At 39.2% G+C, this 16,351-nt stretch carries 21 protein-coding genes; 3 read left to right on the top strand and 18 right to left on the bottom strand.

Going from position 1 to position 16,351, the window contains the following annotated elements; translation table 11 throughout:
* Window positions 1-15 precede the first annotated feature (15 nt).
* The 5 genes from G622_RS0120380 to G622_RS0120400 all read right to left on the bottom strand — a co-directional run bounded on the left by G622_RS0120380 (window position 16) and on the right by G622_RS0120400 (window position 4,374).
* A complete protein-coding gene (locus G622_RS0120380; protein WP_026512178.1) occupies window positions 16-795 on the bottom strand; it encodes a zinc ribbon domain-containing protein in 780 nt (259 codons plus the stop codon).
* A 1-nt stretch (window position 796) separates the two neighbouring features.
* Complete coding sequence (locus tag G622_RS0120385) at window positions 797-1,144, bottom strand: Mor transcription activator family protein (protein ID WP_081675451.1); 348 nt, start codon at window positions 1,142-1,144, stop codon at window positions 797-799.
* 384 nt (window positions 1,145-1,528) lie between these two features.
* Complete coding sequence (locus G622_RS24025) at window positions 1,529-2,041, bottom strand: metallophosphoesterase family protein (protein ID WP_044958236.1); 513 nt, start codon at window positions 2,039-2,041, stop codon at window positions 1,529-1,531.
* On the bottom strand, window positions 2,038-2,193 hold the full coding sequence (locus G622_RS26055; RefSeq protein WP_155831579.1) for a hypothetical protein: 156 nt from the start codon (window positions 2,191-2,193) through the stop codon (window positions 2,038-2,040). Before G622_RS26055 ends, G622_RS24025 begins: the two co-directional genes overlap by 4 nt.
* 240 nt (window positions 2,194-2,433) lie before the next feature.
* Window positions 2,434-4,374, bottom strand: a complete 1,941-nt coding sequence (locus G622_RS0120400; RefSeq protein WP_026512180.1) for an oxidoreductase — start codon at window positions 4,372-4,374, stop codon at window positions 2,434-2,436.
* 277 nt (window positions 4,375-4,651) lie between these two features.
* On the opposite strand from G622_RS0120400, the gene G622_RS0120405 reads away from it, so the two are divergent.
* Entirely contained in the window at window positions 4,652-5,263 is a 612-nt protein-coding gene (locus G622_RS0120405) for a TetR/AcrR family transcriptional regulator (protein WP_026512181.1), read from the top strand.
* A gap of 82 nt (window positions 5,264-5,345) precedes the next feature.
* Here the strand turns inward: G622_RS0120405 and G622_RS0120410 are convergent, their stop codons facing one another.
* The 10 genes from G622_RS0120410 to G622_RS0120460 all read right to left on the bottom strand — a co-directional run bounded on the left by G622_RS0120410 (window position 5,346) and on the right by G622_RS0120460 (window position 10,076).
* Window positions 5,346-5,792: an Hsp20/alpha crystallin family protein gene (locus G622_RS0120410; RefSeq protein ID WP_026512182.1), complete on the bottom strand. Its 447-nt coding sequence runs from the start codon at window positions 5,790-5,792 to the stop codon at window positions 5,346-5,348.
* Between the two features lie 162 nt (window positions 5,793-5,954).
* On the bottom strand, window positions 5,955-6,128 hold the full coding sequence (locus G622_RS25570) for a macro domain-containing protein (RefSeq protein WP_155831580.1): 174 nt from the start codon (window positions 6,126-6,128) through the stop codon (window positions 5,955-5,957).
* 75 nt (window positions 6,129-6,203) lie between these two features.
* Window positions 6,204-6,371: a hypothetical protein gene (locus tag G622_RS26060; protein ID WP_155831581.1), complete on the bottom strand. Its 168-nt coding sequence runs from the start codon at window positions 6,369-6,371 to the stop codon at window positions 6,204-6,206.
* 289 nt (window positions 6,372-6,660) lie between these two features.
* On the bottom strand, window positions 6,661-7,326 hold the full coding sequence (locus G622_RS0120430; RefSeq protein ID WP_026512184.1) for a hypothetical protein: 666 nt from the start codon (window positions 7,324-7,326) through the stop codon (window positions 6,661-6,663).
* A 404-nt stretch (window positions 7,327-7,730) separates the two neighbouring features.
* Window positions 7,731-8,297, bottom strand: coding sequence for an NUDIX domain-containing protein (locus G622_RS25000; protein WP_081675442.1), 567 nt, complete (start codon window positions 8,295-8,297; stop codon window positions 7,731-7,733).
* A complete protein-coding gene (locus G622_RS0120440; RefSeq protein WP_026512185.1) occupies window positions 8,266-8,727 on the bottom strand; it encodes an HD domain-containing protein in 462 nt (153 codons plus the stop codon). Before G622_RS0120440 ends, G622_RS25000 begins: the two co-directional genes overlap by 32 nt.
* Window positions 8,728-8,774: 47 nt before the next feature.
* On the bottom strand, window positions 8,775-9,137 hold the full coding sequence (locus G622_RS24035) for an SWIM zinc finger family protein (protein ID WP_081675443.1): 363 nt from the start codon (window positions 9,135-9,137) through the stop codon (window positions 8,775-8,777).
* 32 nt (window positions 9,138-9,169) lie between these two features.
* Window positions 9,170-9,352, bottom strand: coding sequence for a hypothetical protein (locus G622_RS0120450; RefSeq protein ID WP_026512186.1), 183 nt, complete (start codon window positions 9,350-9,352; stop codon window positions 9,170-9,172).
* A 3-nt stretch (window positions 9,353-9,355) separates the two neighbouring features.
* Complete coding sequence (locus G622_RS0120455; RefSeq protein WP_026512187.1) at window positions 9,356-9,748, bottom strand: hypothetical protein; 393 nt, start codon at window positions 9,746-9,748, stop codon at window positions 9,356-9,358.
* Between the two features lie 10 nt (window positions 9,749-9,758).
* A complete protein-coding gene (locus tag G622_RS0120460) occupies window positions 9,759-10,076 on the bottom strand; it encodes a hypothetical protein (protein ID WP_026512188.1) in 318 nt (105 codons plus the stop codon).
* 204 nt (window positions 10,077-10,280) lie between these two features.
* Here G622_RS0120460 and G622_RS0120465 point away from each other — a divergent pair, with 204 nt between their 5' ends.
* The gene (locus G622_RS0120465) at window positions 10,281-10,559 is read left to right on the top strand and encodes an HU family DNA-binding protein (protein WP_026512189.1); all 279 of its coding nucleotides are present in this window, start codon (window positions 10,281-10,283) and stop codon (window positions 10,557-10,559) included.
* A gap of 257 nt (window positions 10,560-10,816) precedes the next feature.
* Here G622_RS0120465 and G622_RS0120470 read toward each other — a convergent pair whose 3' ends face one another.
* Window positions 10,817-11,677 (bottom strand): SDR family NAD(P)-dependent oxidoreductase, encoded by an 861-nt coding sequence (locus G622_RS0120470; protein WP_026512190.1) that lies wholly within the window; start codon window positions 11,675-11,677, stop codon window positions 10,817-10,819.
* Window positions 11,678-11,692: 15 nt separating this feature from the next.
* Complete coding sequence (locus G622_RS0120475; RefSeq protein WP_026512191.1) at window positions 11,693-13,627, bottom strand: oxidoreductase; 1,935 nt, start codon at window positions 13,625-13,627, stop codon at window positions 11,693-11,695.
* 195 nt (window positions 13,628-13,822) lie between these two features.
* On the opposite strand from G622_RS0120475, the gene G622_RS0120480 reads away from it, so the two are divergent.
* On the top strand, window positions 13,823-15,304 hold the full coding sequence (locus tag G622_RS0120480) for a PucR family transcriptional regulator (protein ID WP_026512192.1): 1,482 nt from the start codon (window positions 13,823-13,825) through the stop codon (window positions 15,302-15,304).
* A 163-nt stretch (window positions 15,305-15,467) separates the two neighbouring features.
* Here the strand turns inward: G622_RS0120480 and G622_RS26670 are convergent, their stop codons facing one another.
* Window positions 15,468-16,307, bottom strand: a complete 840-nt coding sequence (locus G622_RS26670) for an ATP-binding protein (RefSeq protein WP_242833037.1) — start codon at window positions 16,305-16,307, stop codon at window positions 15,468-15,470.
* Window positions 16,308-16,351: the final 44 nt, after the last annotated feature.

Raw genomic sequence — 16,351 nt, forward strand, 5'->3', positions numbered from 1 at the left:
AATATAAAGTATTGCTTAAAGTACATCAAGAAGCTCCTTTAAATCTACGCTTACTCCTTCTATGCTTGATGATAAGGATTTATTAACCTTTGCCGTACTAAGCATGCGGTCAAATCTGGTCATTGCCTTATCCGCATAGTTTGAAGATGCAACTATCGTTACCGCGACGAATTTCTTACTGTAGGAATTATAAGTAGCTACGCATTTTAGGTATGCATCTATGCCTTCATACTTACCTTCGTATGCTTTTGACCAGCAAGGCAAACCATCGATATTCATATTATCTGTATTTACTTCTTTTGGTGTAGTTAGGATAGCATCCGCATTGGACTTGATTGCTTCATATATTTTGGCTTCAAGATACTTATCCTTAATATCGAAGCCTTCAGGTACATCAAGATCTGTATTCTCAAACAACATATATGACCTACTACCTTTTGTTTTATAGGACTGACCGCCACTAGCATTCGAGCCAGCAAACTCATAGGCTTCTGACATTGGGAATACTATCCCACCAATCTCTATATCAGTTGTTTTCTCCTTCCCGATATCTTTAGGAAAATCCTCATTCAACTCATGATATACGAATGCAACCGCACCGATTATCATCACTAGAATGATTCCTAATATGATCTTCCATATCTTTATCTTCTTTTTAGGCTTCTTAACGGTATTGTCTTCTGCATAATTGACAGTGTTTTGCGCACGTTCTTCCGTAGCGACTGCTTTGCCACAATTAGTACAGAATTTTTCGCCTTCCTTAATTTCAGAACCACAGTTAGAACAAAATGCCATATCACACCTCCTCATTCTCATGCTTGATCTCGGTAATAATCTGCCTTATTCTTCTCTCAGATAGTCCCATAGCCCTTGACAGTTCAGCGGGTTTCAGCCTATTCATGTTTTCTTTTATAAATTCTCTTGTGTATTCTTTAGAATATAGCCTTTGGGGAAAGGTAACATTTAGACCTGAAAATCTCTTCCAGATTTTTATTGTTGCAGTATCCCCTAGCAGTTCCGCTAATTCCTTATAAATGCCTCCATATAGGTCTGGATTACTATTCACGCCTTCTATCACCTCCTCATTCAATTGTAATTTTTCCGATTTGAAATTATCCTTTGTTAATTGCCTTGTATTTTTCATGTGAAATTTGCACCGCATATTTCCTCTTTTATTTGCAGTGCATTCCTCCTTTCACTACAAGGTGTGTAATTTTTGCGGAATTAATTCAGAGGTGGCATAGCCGTAAATGCAGATAGCACAAGGCTTTTCATATATTAATAGAAGAATCAGATTAGCCATTTTGAAGAAAAAAAGACACCATAGCATATTGCTATGATGTCGATACTAATCATCCACCTTATAACTAAAGAAAAATAGACAATATTATTTCCCCAAACTGGTTGATTTATTTTTGCTCTCCTCCTGCTACTATATAAGCATAGAAGGAGGAACCTAAAAATGAATACTAAAGGAAACCTATAAGGTACCGTCACTGTGGCAGGATCCCGGTGGTGGTGCTTTGGGTTATAAGGACTCTTCTATTTCTTTAATCTCCGGTATTACCTCGTAGTCATCTGTAACTGTAATAACGGCATATGTAGCTTTATCGCCTGTAACCTGCGGATAACAGATGCTTCCCGGATTTACAAGAGTGATATTATTTTCTTTGTCCTTCACAATCTCTGCAAAGTGGCTGTGACCAAAGAGGACAAGATCAGCGCATCTTGATTTAGCCGCTTCTTTCAAAGTCTTAAGGCTTTCCTCATATTTAACATTGTAGGCATTTCCATGTGTTACCCATACGTTTAAGAAGCCAGCCTTGAATTCCTCGTTAAGTGGAAGACTGTTTCCAAAGTCGCAGTTACCGCGGACTATCTTTACCTCATATGATGGATCATCTCCTGTTATGGTAGAAATAGAATCCTGGATATCACCGCAGTGAACAAGAAAATCAAAGGGAGATTCTTTTTCAATGGCTTTTTTTGCAAAGCCCGGATATCCATGTGAATCTGATATTACTAGTATTTTTTTGTTCATAACGATATCTCCGCTTCATTATAATCTGATGGATAAATGATAAAATCCTTTGCATCAAGCGCCTCTTCTTCTCCGAAGATGTTAAGCTGTTTTGCACCCTCCAGCATATGGTCATATGCTTTCTTTTCTTCATCTGTCAGTTCTCTTGCCACGATATGTCTCCTGCCTGTATATTACTCTTTTCTAATTATATGGCACTCCGGATTAATTGGCGAGACCAGACAACACCATGGGTATTCCCACAGCACCGCCTGGCCTCTATTATCTGAAGAATCTTTAAATCTCTTCAAGTAAATAAATTTTAGCTTTTAAAGTTAGCTTTGACCATTAGTAAAATCGTCAAAAACGGTTGATATTGAAAGGGAACTATCAAAAGAAATTCCGCATTCAAATCAAAGACTTGAACCTGCATAGAATCCTTCTCTTACAGCATCACCAATCTTGCCGAGTTTCATGCTGTCACCAATGATTCTTGTCTTTGTAGGATATTTATCCCTGATCTTTTCGGCAACATCTCTTACAGGTCTCATTCCAAATGCTGCAATAACAGTATCTGCCTTTATTTCTTCCCTTGAACCGTCTGCTTTCTCAATAGTAACTGCATCAGATGAGATGGAAACAACTTTTGAATCGGTCTTCATCTCTACCCCATTTTCAGCAAGCTTCTGGAAAAGTGTTATCTTATTGATGAACATTACATCCTTTCCACATTCAGGAAGCATCTCAACAATTGTAACTTTCTTTCCAAGCTCAGAAGCCATCTCAAGGGCTCCATCAAGACCTGAAAGTCCACCACCGCAGATTACAATGTTATCACCCTTGATCCTGGACTGATCCTTATGTGCATCCAAGATAGTAACCACATTGCTGCCATCTATTCCATCTATCGGAGGAACAAAAGGCGCTGCTCCTGATCCTATAATGATGTTATCGCAATCAGAAAGGAATGCTTCATCACCCTTAACTTCTGTGCCGAGATGTATATCAACACCCAGTTTTTCAAGCTGTACTGTAAGATACTTTGTGAATTTCTTAATGTTTGTCTTGAACTTTGCTGTGCAGATATCGCCCATCACTCCGCCAAGCTTATCGGACTTTTCATAAAGTGATACCTTATGACCCACAGTTGCAGCGACACGTGCAGCTTCCATTCCGGCAGGACCGCCACCAATGATAACAATTTTCTTGGGATTCTCTGTCTTAGTAAGCTTAAAGCGCTCTTCTTCCATAGCCTGGACATTAACCGCACATGAAAGCTTTGTATGGTTATTCCAGATTCGTCCGATACAGAATTCATTACATCTAAGACATGGACGGATATCCTCTACTCTTCCCTCAATAAGCTTATTGCAGATATCGGGATCAGCTATAAGCGCACGTCCAAAGTTTACAAAATCTGCGTTGCCAGATTTGATGAGTTCCAATGCTGTATCAGGGTTGTGTGTTCCTGCGTTGAATATCGGAACAGTAACTGTTTTTCTTGCTTCCTCGCATACATAAGCCATGCATGCTTCTCCGAGATATGACGGAGGGAAGATATAATCAAGAGTCTCATAGCAACCTGCATCGATATCAAATGCATCAACGCCGCCTTCTTCCAGGACTTTAAGGAGTTTCATACTATCTTCAAGCGTTCTTCCACCTTCAAAGCGGTGATCTAATGATATTCTGAAAATGATAGGAAGCTTATCGCCAACAACACTCTTCATTGCCTGAACTATTTCAACTGGGAAACGAGCACAGTTCTCAGGACTTCCGCCATACTCATCAGTTCTCTTGTTCCATACAGGTGACATAAACTGATCGATAAGGTATCCTGCGTGCGCATGGATCTCTATTGCATCAAAGCCGGCATCCCTAGCCAGTCCTGCTGCAAACTTAAATTCTTCCATCATTTCCCTGATCTCATCTTTAGTAAGTGCATGGCACTTAATACTGGGGTCAAATACAGATGAGGTCTCTGATGATGAAATTGGAGGATTACCCAATGTGTCAGGAAAGGCATTTCGTCCTGTGCCGGGACTTATCTGACATACAATCTTGGCACCATAACGGTGAACTCCATCACAAACTGCTGTAAGTGACGGAAGAACGGTGAAACTGTCAAGATATCCCTCCATAGAACCCTGTGCAAGTCTTTCATTAAGCATCTGGCATCCCAGGAAGATTATTCCTGTACCGCCCTTAGCTCTCTCTATAAAATAGTCAATTTCCTGTGCATCCTTTCTGCCATTAGTAAATGCAGAGTTTGTACCCATTGGGCTCATACCGATGCGGTTCTTGACTTCCATGTTCCCGATTTTAAACGGTGTAAACAATTCCTTATAATCCATTTTTCTCCTACCTTTCCTACCCAAAAATGTTTTTACATATTTACACAGGTAAATATATAGTTGCCATACGTAAATTATCACGTCATTAAAAATGTGTGTCAATAAAACATGGTGTCCAATCTGTATTTCTGTCACCTTACACAAATTTGTCTGACAACTTTTATTAATTTTTCTTACGGTATAAGAGCTTCGAAATAAAAAATATTTTACTATCGACGCTTATAATAGTGCATGATATTATTGTATAGTTAATTTATGTTTACCGAGGTAAATTTATATGAAACAAATTACAAGAGATTACATTAAAAATACTGCAATAGAACTTATAAGAAAAAAAGGATATTCCAGTGTCACCATAAATGACATCTGTGATTCATGTGGCATTACGAAGCCGACTTTTTACAAATATGCAGGCTCTAAAGATGAGCTTGTCCTGGATCTGTATGATACAACAGTAAAAGAACTGATATCTGATCCTTACCATTTCATAGAAACTGATTCCTCATTAGAACAGCTTTTGTATATCTTCTCAAAACTGATAGAAGATACTACTGCTTTTGGATATGATCTTTTCAGTCAGATGATAATAGCAAATCTTCAGGATAACCGTCATAGCCTTGACATGCGCGATTCACTTACCAGAATGGGTGAACTCATAATTAAAAAAGCCCAGAATAAAGGCGAAATAAGAAATATGAATGATCCCCAAATACTGTACCATTCTCTTGCCCACCTCTTTACAGGCCATGAACTCAAATGGTGCATCTGCAATGGGAAGAGCAATGATTTTGAAGAATTTTATCTGGGCCTTAATGCCATGCTTGATGTAAGGGATGATCTGCGAGATTTATATAAGCGTTACCTTAAAAAAACCCAAAATAACAAATGACCCCCCTAAAAAATCCTCCCGGAAATGTACTATTTCCGGGAGGATTAGTAGAAGTTTATCTATGAGAAGATGCCTTATCTTTTCATGCTATCTGGATATGCTTCTTTTCAGGAAGCTTTGGCTGTTCCTTCTTAGGAATCATCAGAGTAAGAACTCCGTGTTTGAAGGATGCTTTTACATCATCTTCTGTGACCTGCTCTCCAACATAGAAACTACGCTGCATGGATCCGGAGTACCGCTCCTGTCTTATTAGCCTGCCCTTCTTATCACTCTTGTCATTATTCATGTCCTTAGAAGCGCTGATGGTAAGATATCCATCATTTAATTCAAGGCTAATGTCCTCTTTACTGAATCCTGGAAGATCTACATTTACTTCATACTGATTATCTTCTTCCTTAACATCAGTCTTCATTAGCCTATCAGCATGTCTTCCATAGAGCTTACGCTCCATGTTATTCAGTTCTCTGAAATCAGGGAAATTAAACAGATTGTCAAATAGATTTTCTTCAAAAATACTCGGTGCTAACATAATTTTTTCCTCCTTTGCATCAAAAAAATATATTTTTGAGCATTGGGACGGAGGGTTTAGATCATTGGAATTCATAAGTCCTAACGGTCTTCTCTGTTCCTTTGTTCTATATATGGTATAACACCAAATTAGCACTCTGTCAAGCAGAGTGCTAATTATTTTTTAGTGATTTAACACTTCCAGAAAATTTGCAACTTTTTCTGCAGCTTCTCTTCCTGCAGCATTATATATAGCAGTATCTACGCCACTTCCAATAGCAACCTTCGGGTTTGCTGTGTTCACTATGGCATCTGCTTTTACTTTTGTAATATCATTCCTGATAATTTGAAATGGCATTATCCATCACCTACGCTTTATATGTTTTATTGAATCTCCGAAATTCTTTTGCCACCTATTCTTTCAGTCTGTTGATCAGCTTTCCTCACCATTTATGTCTGCTACACTGTCAGCTACATCAGTTATCATCCTTGCTATTGAATGTCCGATATCTGTATCATGCTTTTTAACAAATTCTTCTGTCTTTACGGTAAATTCTGCCCACAGATCATCACTATTATCATGCCCGCAATCCTTGATCATCTTAAGCAGGGCATATGCCTCATTATACGGTTCATGGCAATGATGAGTCCTGCCATAATTAAGATAAACGGAAAAGCTTCCAGTAAAATGGGGCCTAAAAAATACGGTATAAAAAGCTGGAAAATAAGGGCTATAGTATGAAAATCTGACATCATTAAGAATACAAATGAAGCAACAATTATTATTTCAATTATTAACAGTATCCTTAGTAGATGCTTCTTCCATGAGTTTTTATTATATTTCACACTATGTTTGCTCATGTTATCCTCCATGTTGTAATAGTTATACCTTAGCCCCATAGTTTCTGCATTTTCTGAAGCACAGTTTTATATTCCAAATCTGAATCAGGCCTTACTTTTATAAAAACAACGTCCTTATCAGGATAGTATAAATCAACACATATATATTTACTGATGGTGCGGACACGGCACAGATAATCATATATTGATGAAGCCGCTGTGTATGGATCATCAGCTATAATATCAATCTTTATGAAGATGGTATTTTTATCTGCATCGTTTTTAAACTCTTCGTAGCTGTGACTACCTGTGTGTGTGCTAAAAATCTGATCTTCAATACTTCTTAGAGTCCATCCATCAGCATTTGTTTCTACATCAGATAATTCCTTGTTTATTGTATCTTGATATAAAGCTTTTTCATAGTTATCGGCCATATATGGATCAGAATCTTTCTGCCTGTATGCATCACAGTTACATGTGAAAGTGACACCGGTATCTTCAGATTTTGCATCAAATCTGTAATAGTATCTTGCAACCATCATATTGTTATTATTTTCGAGTTCTGATCCAGTTATTTCAAATTGCTCATCATACTTTTGCTTTAAATATGAAAGCATATATTTTTTTGCTTTTGCCTCTGATACCTTTTTGGAACAACCACTTAGTAGCGCAGCAAATGCAAGGATAGCAATGAACACCGTTAGCTTGTATTTCATATCAATCAATTCCTCCGCGTAAAAAGTTCCCCGAGCTTCAATTATAGGGTAAATCTGTAAAGAGTTGAAGCAATCTTTCCTTTTGTCAACATTTTATATGGATAAAAGTCATGAATATATATTTATAAATGCAAAATACAGGTGGTTAAGTCCTGAGTTTAAAGGATTATATCTGTTTCAATGAAGAGATAGTTTCACAGATTCTCCATACTTTTGACACTTTCTCTTACGATTTTGTTTGTATCATATAAACATCAGAAATGATAACAACCCCCTCATAAGAACACAAAAACTTTTCTTCAAAAAAATAAGCTGGAACTTACGTGACAAAGTTCCAGCTTTCCCCATTAATGGGGTGTGGTGACTGCAGAAAGATACTCCTGCCAATCATCTACCGCCAAAGGTCATAATGTTTGTTCGATTACCTTTAGCCCATTTCCCATCTCTTCATCATTGTGATCCATCACATGATTATAGAATTCATGAAAAGGCATTGTTTTTACATCATTTACTTCATAATGATTAAATGAGAAGCCATTTTCAGGGACTTCTACACGTATCATAAATACCGATGCCAACAGCCCGGTTCCATCATTCCAGTCCTTTATGTAGTCAAAGGCAAGTTTCAGATCCTGTGGATTGACGGCAATACCCAGTTCTTCAGAAAGTTCTCTTACTGCAGCTTCACCAGGTGTTTCCCCGGAACGTACCCCGCCACCTGTCATGTCCCATTTCCCGGCATAATATCTGGCCTTTAGTGAACGCTGCTGTACTACGTACATACCTTCACCTTCTCCGGGTGTGGGAGAATCCGCAGTTTTCATTATGATTAGTACATGTCTGTAATACTCGCCGGGGATCTTAGCTTCATGTTTTTCTTTAATTTTTCCTGTAGGGATCTCATCCCTTGTATATACATCTATATATTCCATGAAACGATTACAGCCCCAGTTCTTTGCAGAGAGCATCATATCTCTTCTGCTCTTTTTCTTTTACAGGCTTCGATGAATCTTTAAAACAGTGGTCTATAACATCTGCATCCTTTAGAAGCTCATCCATCGGAGAATCTGTCACGAGTTTATCATCGTGATGGTATATCGCAGAACATATGATATCAGTTTCTTCTTTTGACGTGATGCCAAGTTCTTCTAGAATCTTTCTCGCCAGATCTGCTCCGAGATGGGCGTGGTCTTCATAGGAACCACTCTTATATGCATGAAGATCGTGAAGCATTCCTGACATAGCACCTAATTGCTCATTAAGTCCGCGCTTCTTTGCGAGAATTGTTGCCGCAAGTGATACGCCGTAAAGATGAGCTGTTGCGCTAGTCCTTTTGTCTGATTCAGTAATGTTAGCAAGTTCCTTGTCGATATATGTCCTCAAATCTTTTAATCTACTCATGTGTACCTCCGGATGCTATGAATTATTTTTCTAATAAATTGGTATTATTACATTTCATCTTCTGTTTCACAGGGGCGATCTATGATAAAATCCTTGGCATCAAGCTCCTCTTCTTCCTTTTCCCATTCCTCTACCTGCTTTAAAAAGTCCTCTGCAGCTTTGGGATATGCTGTGAAATATAGGGCTATCATGTGCTTACAGACAACTCTTCTTCCGTCAGCAAACGGACATGTACAGGTTGATTTCCTTGGATGCGATATATCAACATGAACCCTGTATAGATTTTCGCCCCTTACTGTGCCATCTATCGTAGTATCACTGGTCTTTTCTACTTCTTCTACTTTTTTACTGTTATAGTAATCCATGCCTCGCCATACAGAATTACCGCTGGCTATTTCTATAAGTCCCATTCTTCCCCCTTTAATACCAAACCTCTAATTTTTTATTCTTCAGGCCAAATAGAACCGACATCAAGCCCTTTTTCCGTAAGCCATTTATCTGTAGCCTGGACATATTTCTCATTTCCACCATCTGATATAAGCGTTACGGATAGCTTTGGATCTTCCCCTGGGTTTAGTTCTTCACATCCGTAATCACCATCAAAAATCTGTTTTATCTTCCACATGATTTATACCCTCGGCTTTATCATATTTCCTAGCATCTCAAGCGCCTTTTTATAGGATTCTGCCATGGCACCAGGGCATTTAACTTCAAATCCAAGCCCGGTTAAAGGTTCAGTATCACCAAATTCTGCTATAAGCATTGTCTCTTTTTCTGATAAGTGATGAGCGTTGCAATAACTTACAATATCATCCTGAAGGCTCACCCCTTCTGTCCTGTCCATAGTCTCTTCAAATAGTTCGCTGTGTTTATCCAACCATTTAGTGTCAGCTTCAGAATCCATTACCATTACAACCTTCGACTGGTATCTTTCCCTGTACATCTTTATCTGCTTTGTCAGGATATCCCTGTCAGCATCCCCATAACATACAATTATGTTCGTGTATCTGTTATTTTTCATTATCCCCTCATTATCCTATCAGCCGTTTAATTATATCTTTTGTATCATCACTGAAGTCCTTAAGGTCTTCCATGGTTATGACCTTGTACCTTAAGAGAGATACAAGTTGATCATAAAAGTTTGATCTGCTTATATCTGTGATCACAACTCCGGGGTTTCTCTTGTCAGACTTTATGCGCCCTTCAAGTGCCCAGTATTTATCAGATGGGAGCTTATCGCTGTTCAGGATTTCCTTATATTCCTCAACAAGCCTCCCCATATATGCTTCCTGCCACTCAGGAAGGTTCTTTCTAAAAAGTTTCCAGTCTTTTTCAGACAATCCTACCATATTTCAAGTCTCCATTTTTCTAAATTATTACTTATAATTTTAAGGTTGTAGTATGCGTTTTACAATAATGAAGCCATGAACAATTGATGAACTAAACCACATAAAATCAAGGAAACTTATTCACAAAATGCAAAGAAGGGCGTAAAATGTGACCAACCAGGGCGCATAAGCCCGCAACTACACATTCTTATGGAGATGAAAAGTATGAATAAGACAGAACTCGTTGAAGCTATGGCTAAAGAGACTGGCCTTAGCAAGAAGGACACAGAGAAGGCTTTAAAGGCTTTCGTTGATGTAGTTTCAAAACAGCTCAAAAAGAAGGATAAGGTTCAGCTTGTTGGCTTTGGTACATTTGAGACTACAAAGAGAGCTGCTAGAACTGGTAAGAACCCTCAGACTGGTGCTACCATCAAGATTCCTGCTTCTATCGCTCCCAGATTTAAGGCTGGTAAGGCTCTTAAGGACCTTGTAAACAAGAAGTAATCTAGCAACTCTTTGAAAACCGCGTTAAATATTTAATTCATTACAAACTTCAGGCTCTGTACCATCTTTTTGTTGGAACAGAGCCTGTTTTAAAATCTGGAAAGTTAATCTCTATTTTGTTGAAGAATCAGCGAGGTTAAATCTTATGGCAAAAGATCACGAGGCAGTTCTTCATATGAAGGTATCAATAATGCGGATATTCTTTGCCTGGGTATATAAAGAAAAAGGGCCATCATTTTGACAGCCCTTTGCTTTGATTATTTTCCGCGAAGTTCCATGAGGTTTGGTCCTTTTCCTGCAAGCATGTCTGTCACACGTTTACCGATAAGGGTCGTATAGATAGGGTGAGTAAGGATATAGAACTGATCCTCTTCTATAGCATTAAATACTCTCATTCCCACAGAATCTATAGGCATACCTGTTACAATAACCTGCTCTGCTATTTTCTGACCCATAGCGAATTCCTTGCTTGTGTAGTAAGGATCAGATGCATCCTTGTACTGCTCAGGGCGGTGTCTTTCAGCATGGTGAAGGTCTGTCTGAACAAATCCCGGACAATATATGCTAACGGAAATATCTGCGCCTTTTGCCTGAAGGTCATAGCTAACACTTTCAGAAAGTGCAACTGCAGCATGCTTTGTAGCGTGATAAGCGGGCATTCCATTTGAAGTGATAAGTCCTGCTACTGAGCATGTGTTCACGATATTGCAGTGTGTACCCTGCTTCATCATGATCGGAATAACCTTGTGCATGAAGTAAACATGGCTAAGGAAGTTAGCGTGTGTGATCCACTCCCAGTCTCGAACCGGTGTGTCCCAGATATCACCAGGAACCACAACACCTGCGTTATTCATAAGAAGGTCAATCGCGCCGAATTTTTCAATAACTTCATCAACCGCTCTCTCACAGTCTTCTACCTTTGTTACATCTGCCTGGATAGTGAAGATTTCTGCAGCTCCAAGCTCTTTTGCTTCCTTGGCAGCTGCTTCTACTTCGTCCTTTTCGATATCAAGAGCAGCGATGCGCATGCCTCTCCTTGATGCTTCTTTTAAAAATTCTTTACCAAAACCATTTGCTGCACCGGTTATCAGTGCAACTTTATTCTTGAATTCTTTCATCTGAAAACCTCCCCTTTACAGTGTTGATGCTCTGCCAAGTGCATCTGTTGTAGCTTCCGCAATTCTTCCGGGGAAGTTTGCATCGCCGAGTACTATTACATTGTCAAAGTTCTCTTCAAACTGTGCTGATACATCATTTGAGCGTACTCCAAGTGCAAGAACTACTGTACCAGCAGGAATTTTTGTCATCTGTCTTGTTACTGTATTCATTACAACAACTGATTCTTCATCTGCAGACATGAACTGCTGTCTTGTCATGACATTTACACCAAGTTTTCCGAATCTGATGGTGAAATCAGCGATCACAGAGCGGTAAAGACCTCTTCCGATGTCTTTTGTCATCTCTACAAGAGTAACTTTATTTCCGCCTCTTGTTGCAATGGTCTCAGCAGTTTCCATACCTGTTACACCGCCGCCAATTACTACAACGTCACCCTTTACTTCCTTTTTGCCCATCAGATATTCTTCAGCAGTGATAACATTGGCTCCATCAACTCCGGGAAGCCCTGGAATGATAGGTGTTCCACCTGTCGCAACAAAAACAGCTGTGGGATCAAGTGCCTTTACAGCATCTACAGTGCCTTCTGTATTAAGTCTGACTTCGATGTTGTTTTTCTTGATTCTGCAAACAAGAGAATCAAGATAAGCCTGAAGCTTTTCCTTCATGATAGGCTTTGTTGCAATATTAAGCTGTCCGCCAAGAGAGTCTGCCTTTTCAAAAATTACAGGCTCAAAACCTCTCTCCTTAAGTGTGAGTGCTGAAACCATTCCAGCAGGGCCTCCACCTATGATAGCAACCTTTCTGCCATTGCCAGTCTTTTCTACGCAGCTATAGTCAACTTCTCTTCCGCACTTGGGGTTAACGGCACATTTGATATGTCCTCCGTCTGAAAGTGCAGTGAAGCAGTATAGACATCCGATACACTTGTTGATCTCATCGCCTCTGCCTTCCTTAGCCTTGTTTGCCCATTCGGGATCAGCAAGATGAGCACGGCCAAGAGCAATATAATCACAAACGCCCTCCTCAAGAAGTGCTTCTGCAACTTCAGGATCCTTGATGTTATTTGTTGCAATTACCGGAATCATTACATTTTTCTTGATAGCGGATGCGAGATGTTTCTTCCATCCCTGAGGATATGAAGAAGGCTCGATAATTGTTGTAGCAGATTCATAGATACCGCTTGAAACGTTGATACAGTCGATGCCGAAGCTCTCAAGTGTTCTTGCAATCTTGATTGTATCCTCAAGCTTTAATCCGCCTTCTACAAATTCATCAGCTGAAATTCTCACTGAAATAAGGAATCTGGGACCACACATGTATCTTATACCTGTGATTATCTCCTCAAGAATTCTTATTCTGTTGTCAAAAGATCCGCCATATCTGTCCGTTCTCTTATTTGTATATGGAGAAAGGAATTCATTTAAAAGGTAGCCATGAGCTGCGTGAAGCTCGATTCCGTCCATGCCGGCCTTCTGGCAGATGACAGCACCCTTGATAAAATTCTTTACAAGTGCTGAACACTCTTCTGTTGTCATCTCCCTTGGCATTTCCTTAGTAACCTTACACATAACAGGTGAAGGAGCAACAATCTGTCTGCCGCCTATCATGGATGATTTATTTTCCCTTCCTGGATGCTGAAGCTGAACAAGGATTTTAGTTCCATATTTGTGTACACGCTCAGCAAGCCTCTCGAGATGAGGAACATGTCTGGAATCTGTAGCTCCCAGCTGATTAGGTGTACCAATACCTTCTACCTCATCTACTCTTGTGATTTCAGTGATAATGAGACCCACACCGCCTTTTGCACGGTCTTCGTAGTATCTGATAATGTGCTCGTTAGCTTCTCCTGTTGGATCTGCCAGCGAAACTCCCATCGCAGGCATTACTGTGCGGTTCTTGATTCGCACGCCCCCTATACGCCCACTTTTAAACAATTTTTCGTAAGCCATAAGTACCTCCTTTAAACATATAAATGCTACTTATTGTGCATAGACTACAACAATGTTTCGATTTAGAGTTGCATCCATGAACATCCATGAATACAATAATTTTACTGGGCTATAAAATAATGGTCTAGATTTTGCCTGCATAAACAGATGAGCATATATTGTGCTTGATGCACAACACAAATGGAGATGGATTTTATGAACTTTGAAGAAATAGCTGAAATAATGAAGAAAAGCTGCAACTGCAGCATAAACGTAGGGAATTCAAATCCGGAACTTACGCACTTTTCATTTTTATCTGATGGCATGCCATTAGATGATCCTTCGTGCCTCTATATTGGAAAAGTGGATACTGATACTATCAGAGAAACTGAAAAATCCCCCTGTATTCTCACAACAACAAAAGGACTTCCTGAAAATATCTCATTTATATATACAACAGATAAAGAGATGATGAACTGTATGAACGCTCTTACTTCTGCATTTTTCAGAGCCACTGACCACGAGAGCAGATTCAGGCATCTGAAAGAGCTGTCCAAGGAAAATATCTCCATAACGGAGCTCATAAACAAATCTGCCCTTTTCCTGGACAGATCCATTGTTCTTGCAGACTTAGGATTTAAAGTTCTTGCGCACTCCACTTCCGTATCCATCACTGACCCTTTGTGGCAGCGATATATAGAGAAAGGATCCTGCACTTTTGAGTTTATTAATGCGATGAACGAGCTTATGCCTGCCCAGAGTCTTCCCAAGACTTCTGCCTGCTTTCAGGTCACATGCGCCAGCTCTACAGAAGAGAAACTGGCTTCACAGCTTTTCATAGAAAACAGGCCGGTAGCATATCTTGTTTTGCTCGATAACAACCGTGGTCTTACATCATTTCACAAGACATATCTGCCAAAGATAAGTGAATTTTTGTCAGCTTTTATCAATATACATAATACATATCCTGATCTGTCAAAGGACGATACGGATATGTATATTAAGCTTCTTGATGGAAGTGAGGAAGATTTAAAGAGTACTGAGAAAATGCTGCCCAAACTACCTGAGCATACGTTTTGTGTGGTATTAAAGCCAATCCATCACTCAAGACATGAGCTCTTTTTTATCAAAAGAACTCTTGACTCCATGATACCCGGGAACACAATATTCATCTTCAGAGAACTTGTTGTTGTTATCTCTTCATATATCGGCATAATAGGTGACATAGAAAATAACGATGAACTTCTAAAAAATGTATCGGATGTAGGAATAAGCCCGGAGTTTAATTCGGCTTCTCTTTTCCCTCAGAGTTTCCAATATGCTCAGGAGGCATATCGTATAGGGAAACAAATTGGAAATCCGTCTAAAGTACACAGATATGAAGACTACAGATTTTACCATCTTCTTAACCATGTATCGGATATAAGCCTTTTGCAGTCCTATATACATCCCGCTCTATATAAGCTTCACCGTTATGACCTTGAGCACGACTCAGATCTTGTTGAAACCTTAAAGGTCTTTCTGAGCCTGTCCTGCTCCATAAAGGATACTGCAGATGCACTATTCCTACATAGAAACACCATGAATTACAGGATGACCAAGATTACAGAAATTACAGACATTGATCTAAACGACGCAGCAACTGTGTTCAGGCTTCAATGCTCATATCAGATCAATGGGATTCTACACTTATTATGATAGTAACTTTTATGATATAAAAGTCCCACAGTCTTTTCGCCCAGACTGTGGGATGAACTTATTTGTTTTCTCTTTTCCTTCTGATGTTCTTGAGGACCATAAAGCGCTTTGAATTCTTCAAATGTCATGACTTATCCCTCTTAAAAAATGGCAGGTGCAAATGTTACTTATACATATCATCAACTGTGATAAGAACAAGATTTGTCTTATCTATATCATTAAACCAGTCTGTAAATCCGCTAAGTGAAAAGAGCAGATATTTTGTTATGTTATATTTACCGGAAATGAGTCTTGCTCTTCCTATCAAGGTTTCATATATTCCTTTATCGATCTTTTCATTCTTAAACTTGCATTCACCGATAACTGCAGTCTTATCTATTGTAGAAATGCCAACAACGTCTATATCTGTTGCCTGCTGATACCACTTATCTTCCGCATCCTGAAGCTGCTCTACGCCCCACCAGGTTCCGGTCTCTGTTAGGAATGATCCAAATGCTCCCTGGATTCCCTGCTCTAAAGTATAGTATCTACACATTTCTTCATATACACTTCCCATGAATTCATGAAGTTTTGGCTTTACTGCCTTTTCATAGTAGAGATCTCCCTGCCCCATCTCTATTACGCTTATGGCCTTTGGAATAAACTCATACCAGAACTTAAACATATGATCCTTTAGTACATATTGGGTCTTTTTCTTATTCTTTTCCTCTGTGATGCATTTTTTCTTCTCTACAAGACCTACATCAATAAGTTTTTCAAGGGAATAGAGAACTGTCGGGTCCTTTTCCTTTACTTTGGATGCAATGATATTAAGGGCATTTTCTCCTGATGCTACCTGCTCTATTACGTTATTTACAAGTGTTACATCAGCAAATTCCTGGGTAAGAAGGTTCTTTGTTTCTTCAAAAAGATATCCATCAGTATTAAAGAATAGACGCTTGATATTATCATCAAGGCTCTTTTTAGGATCAAAGAGTGACAGATACTTTGCAAGGCTTGTCATCAACAGTTAGTGACATTGGTGTATAGGATAGTCTGTTTGTGCTT

Source organism: Butyrivibrio sp. LC3010 (genome assembly GCF_000424385.1).
GTDB lineage: Bacteria > Bacillota > Clostridia > Lachnospirales > Lachnospiraceae > Butyrivibrio.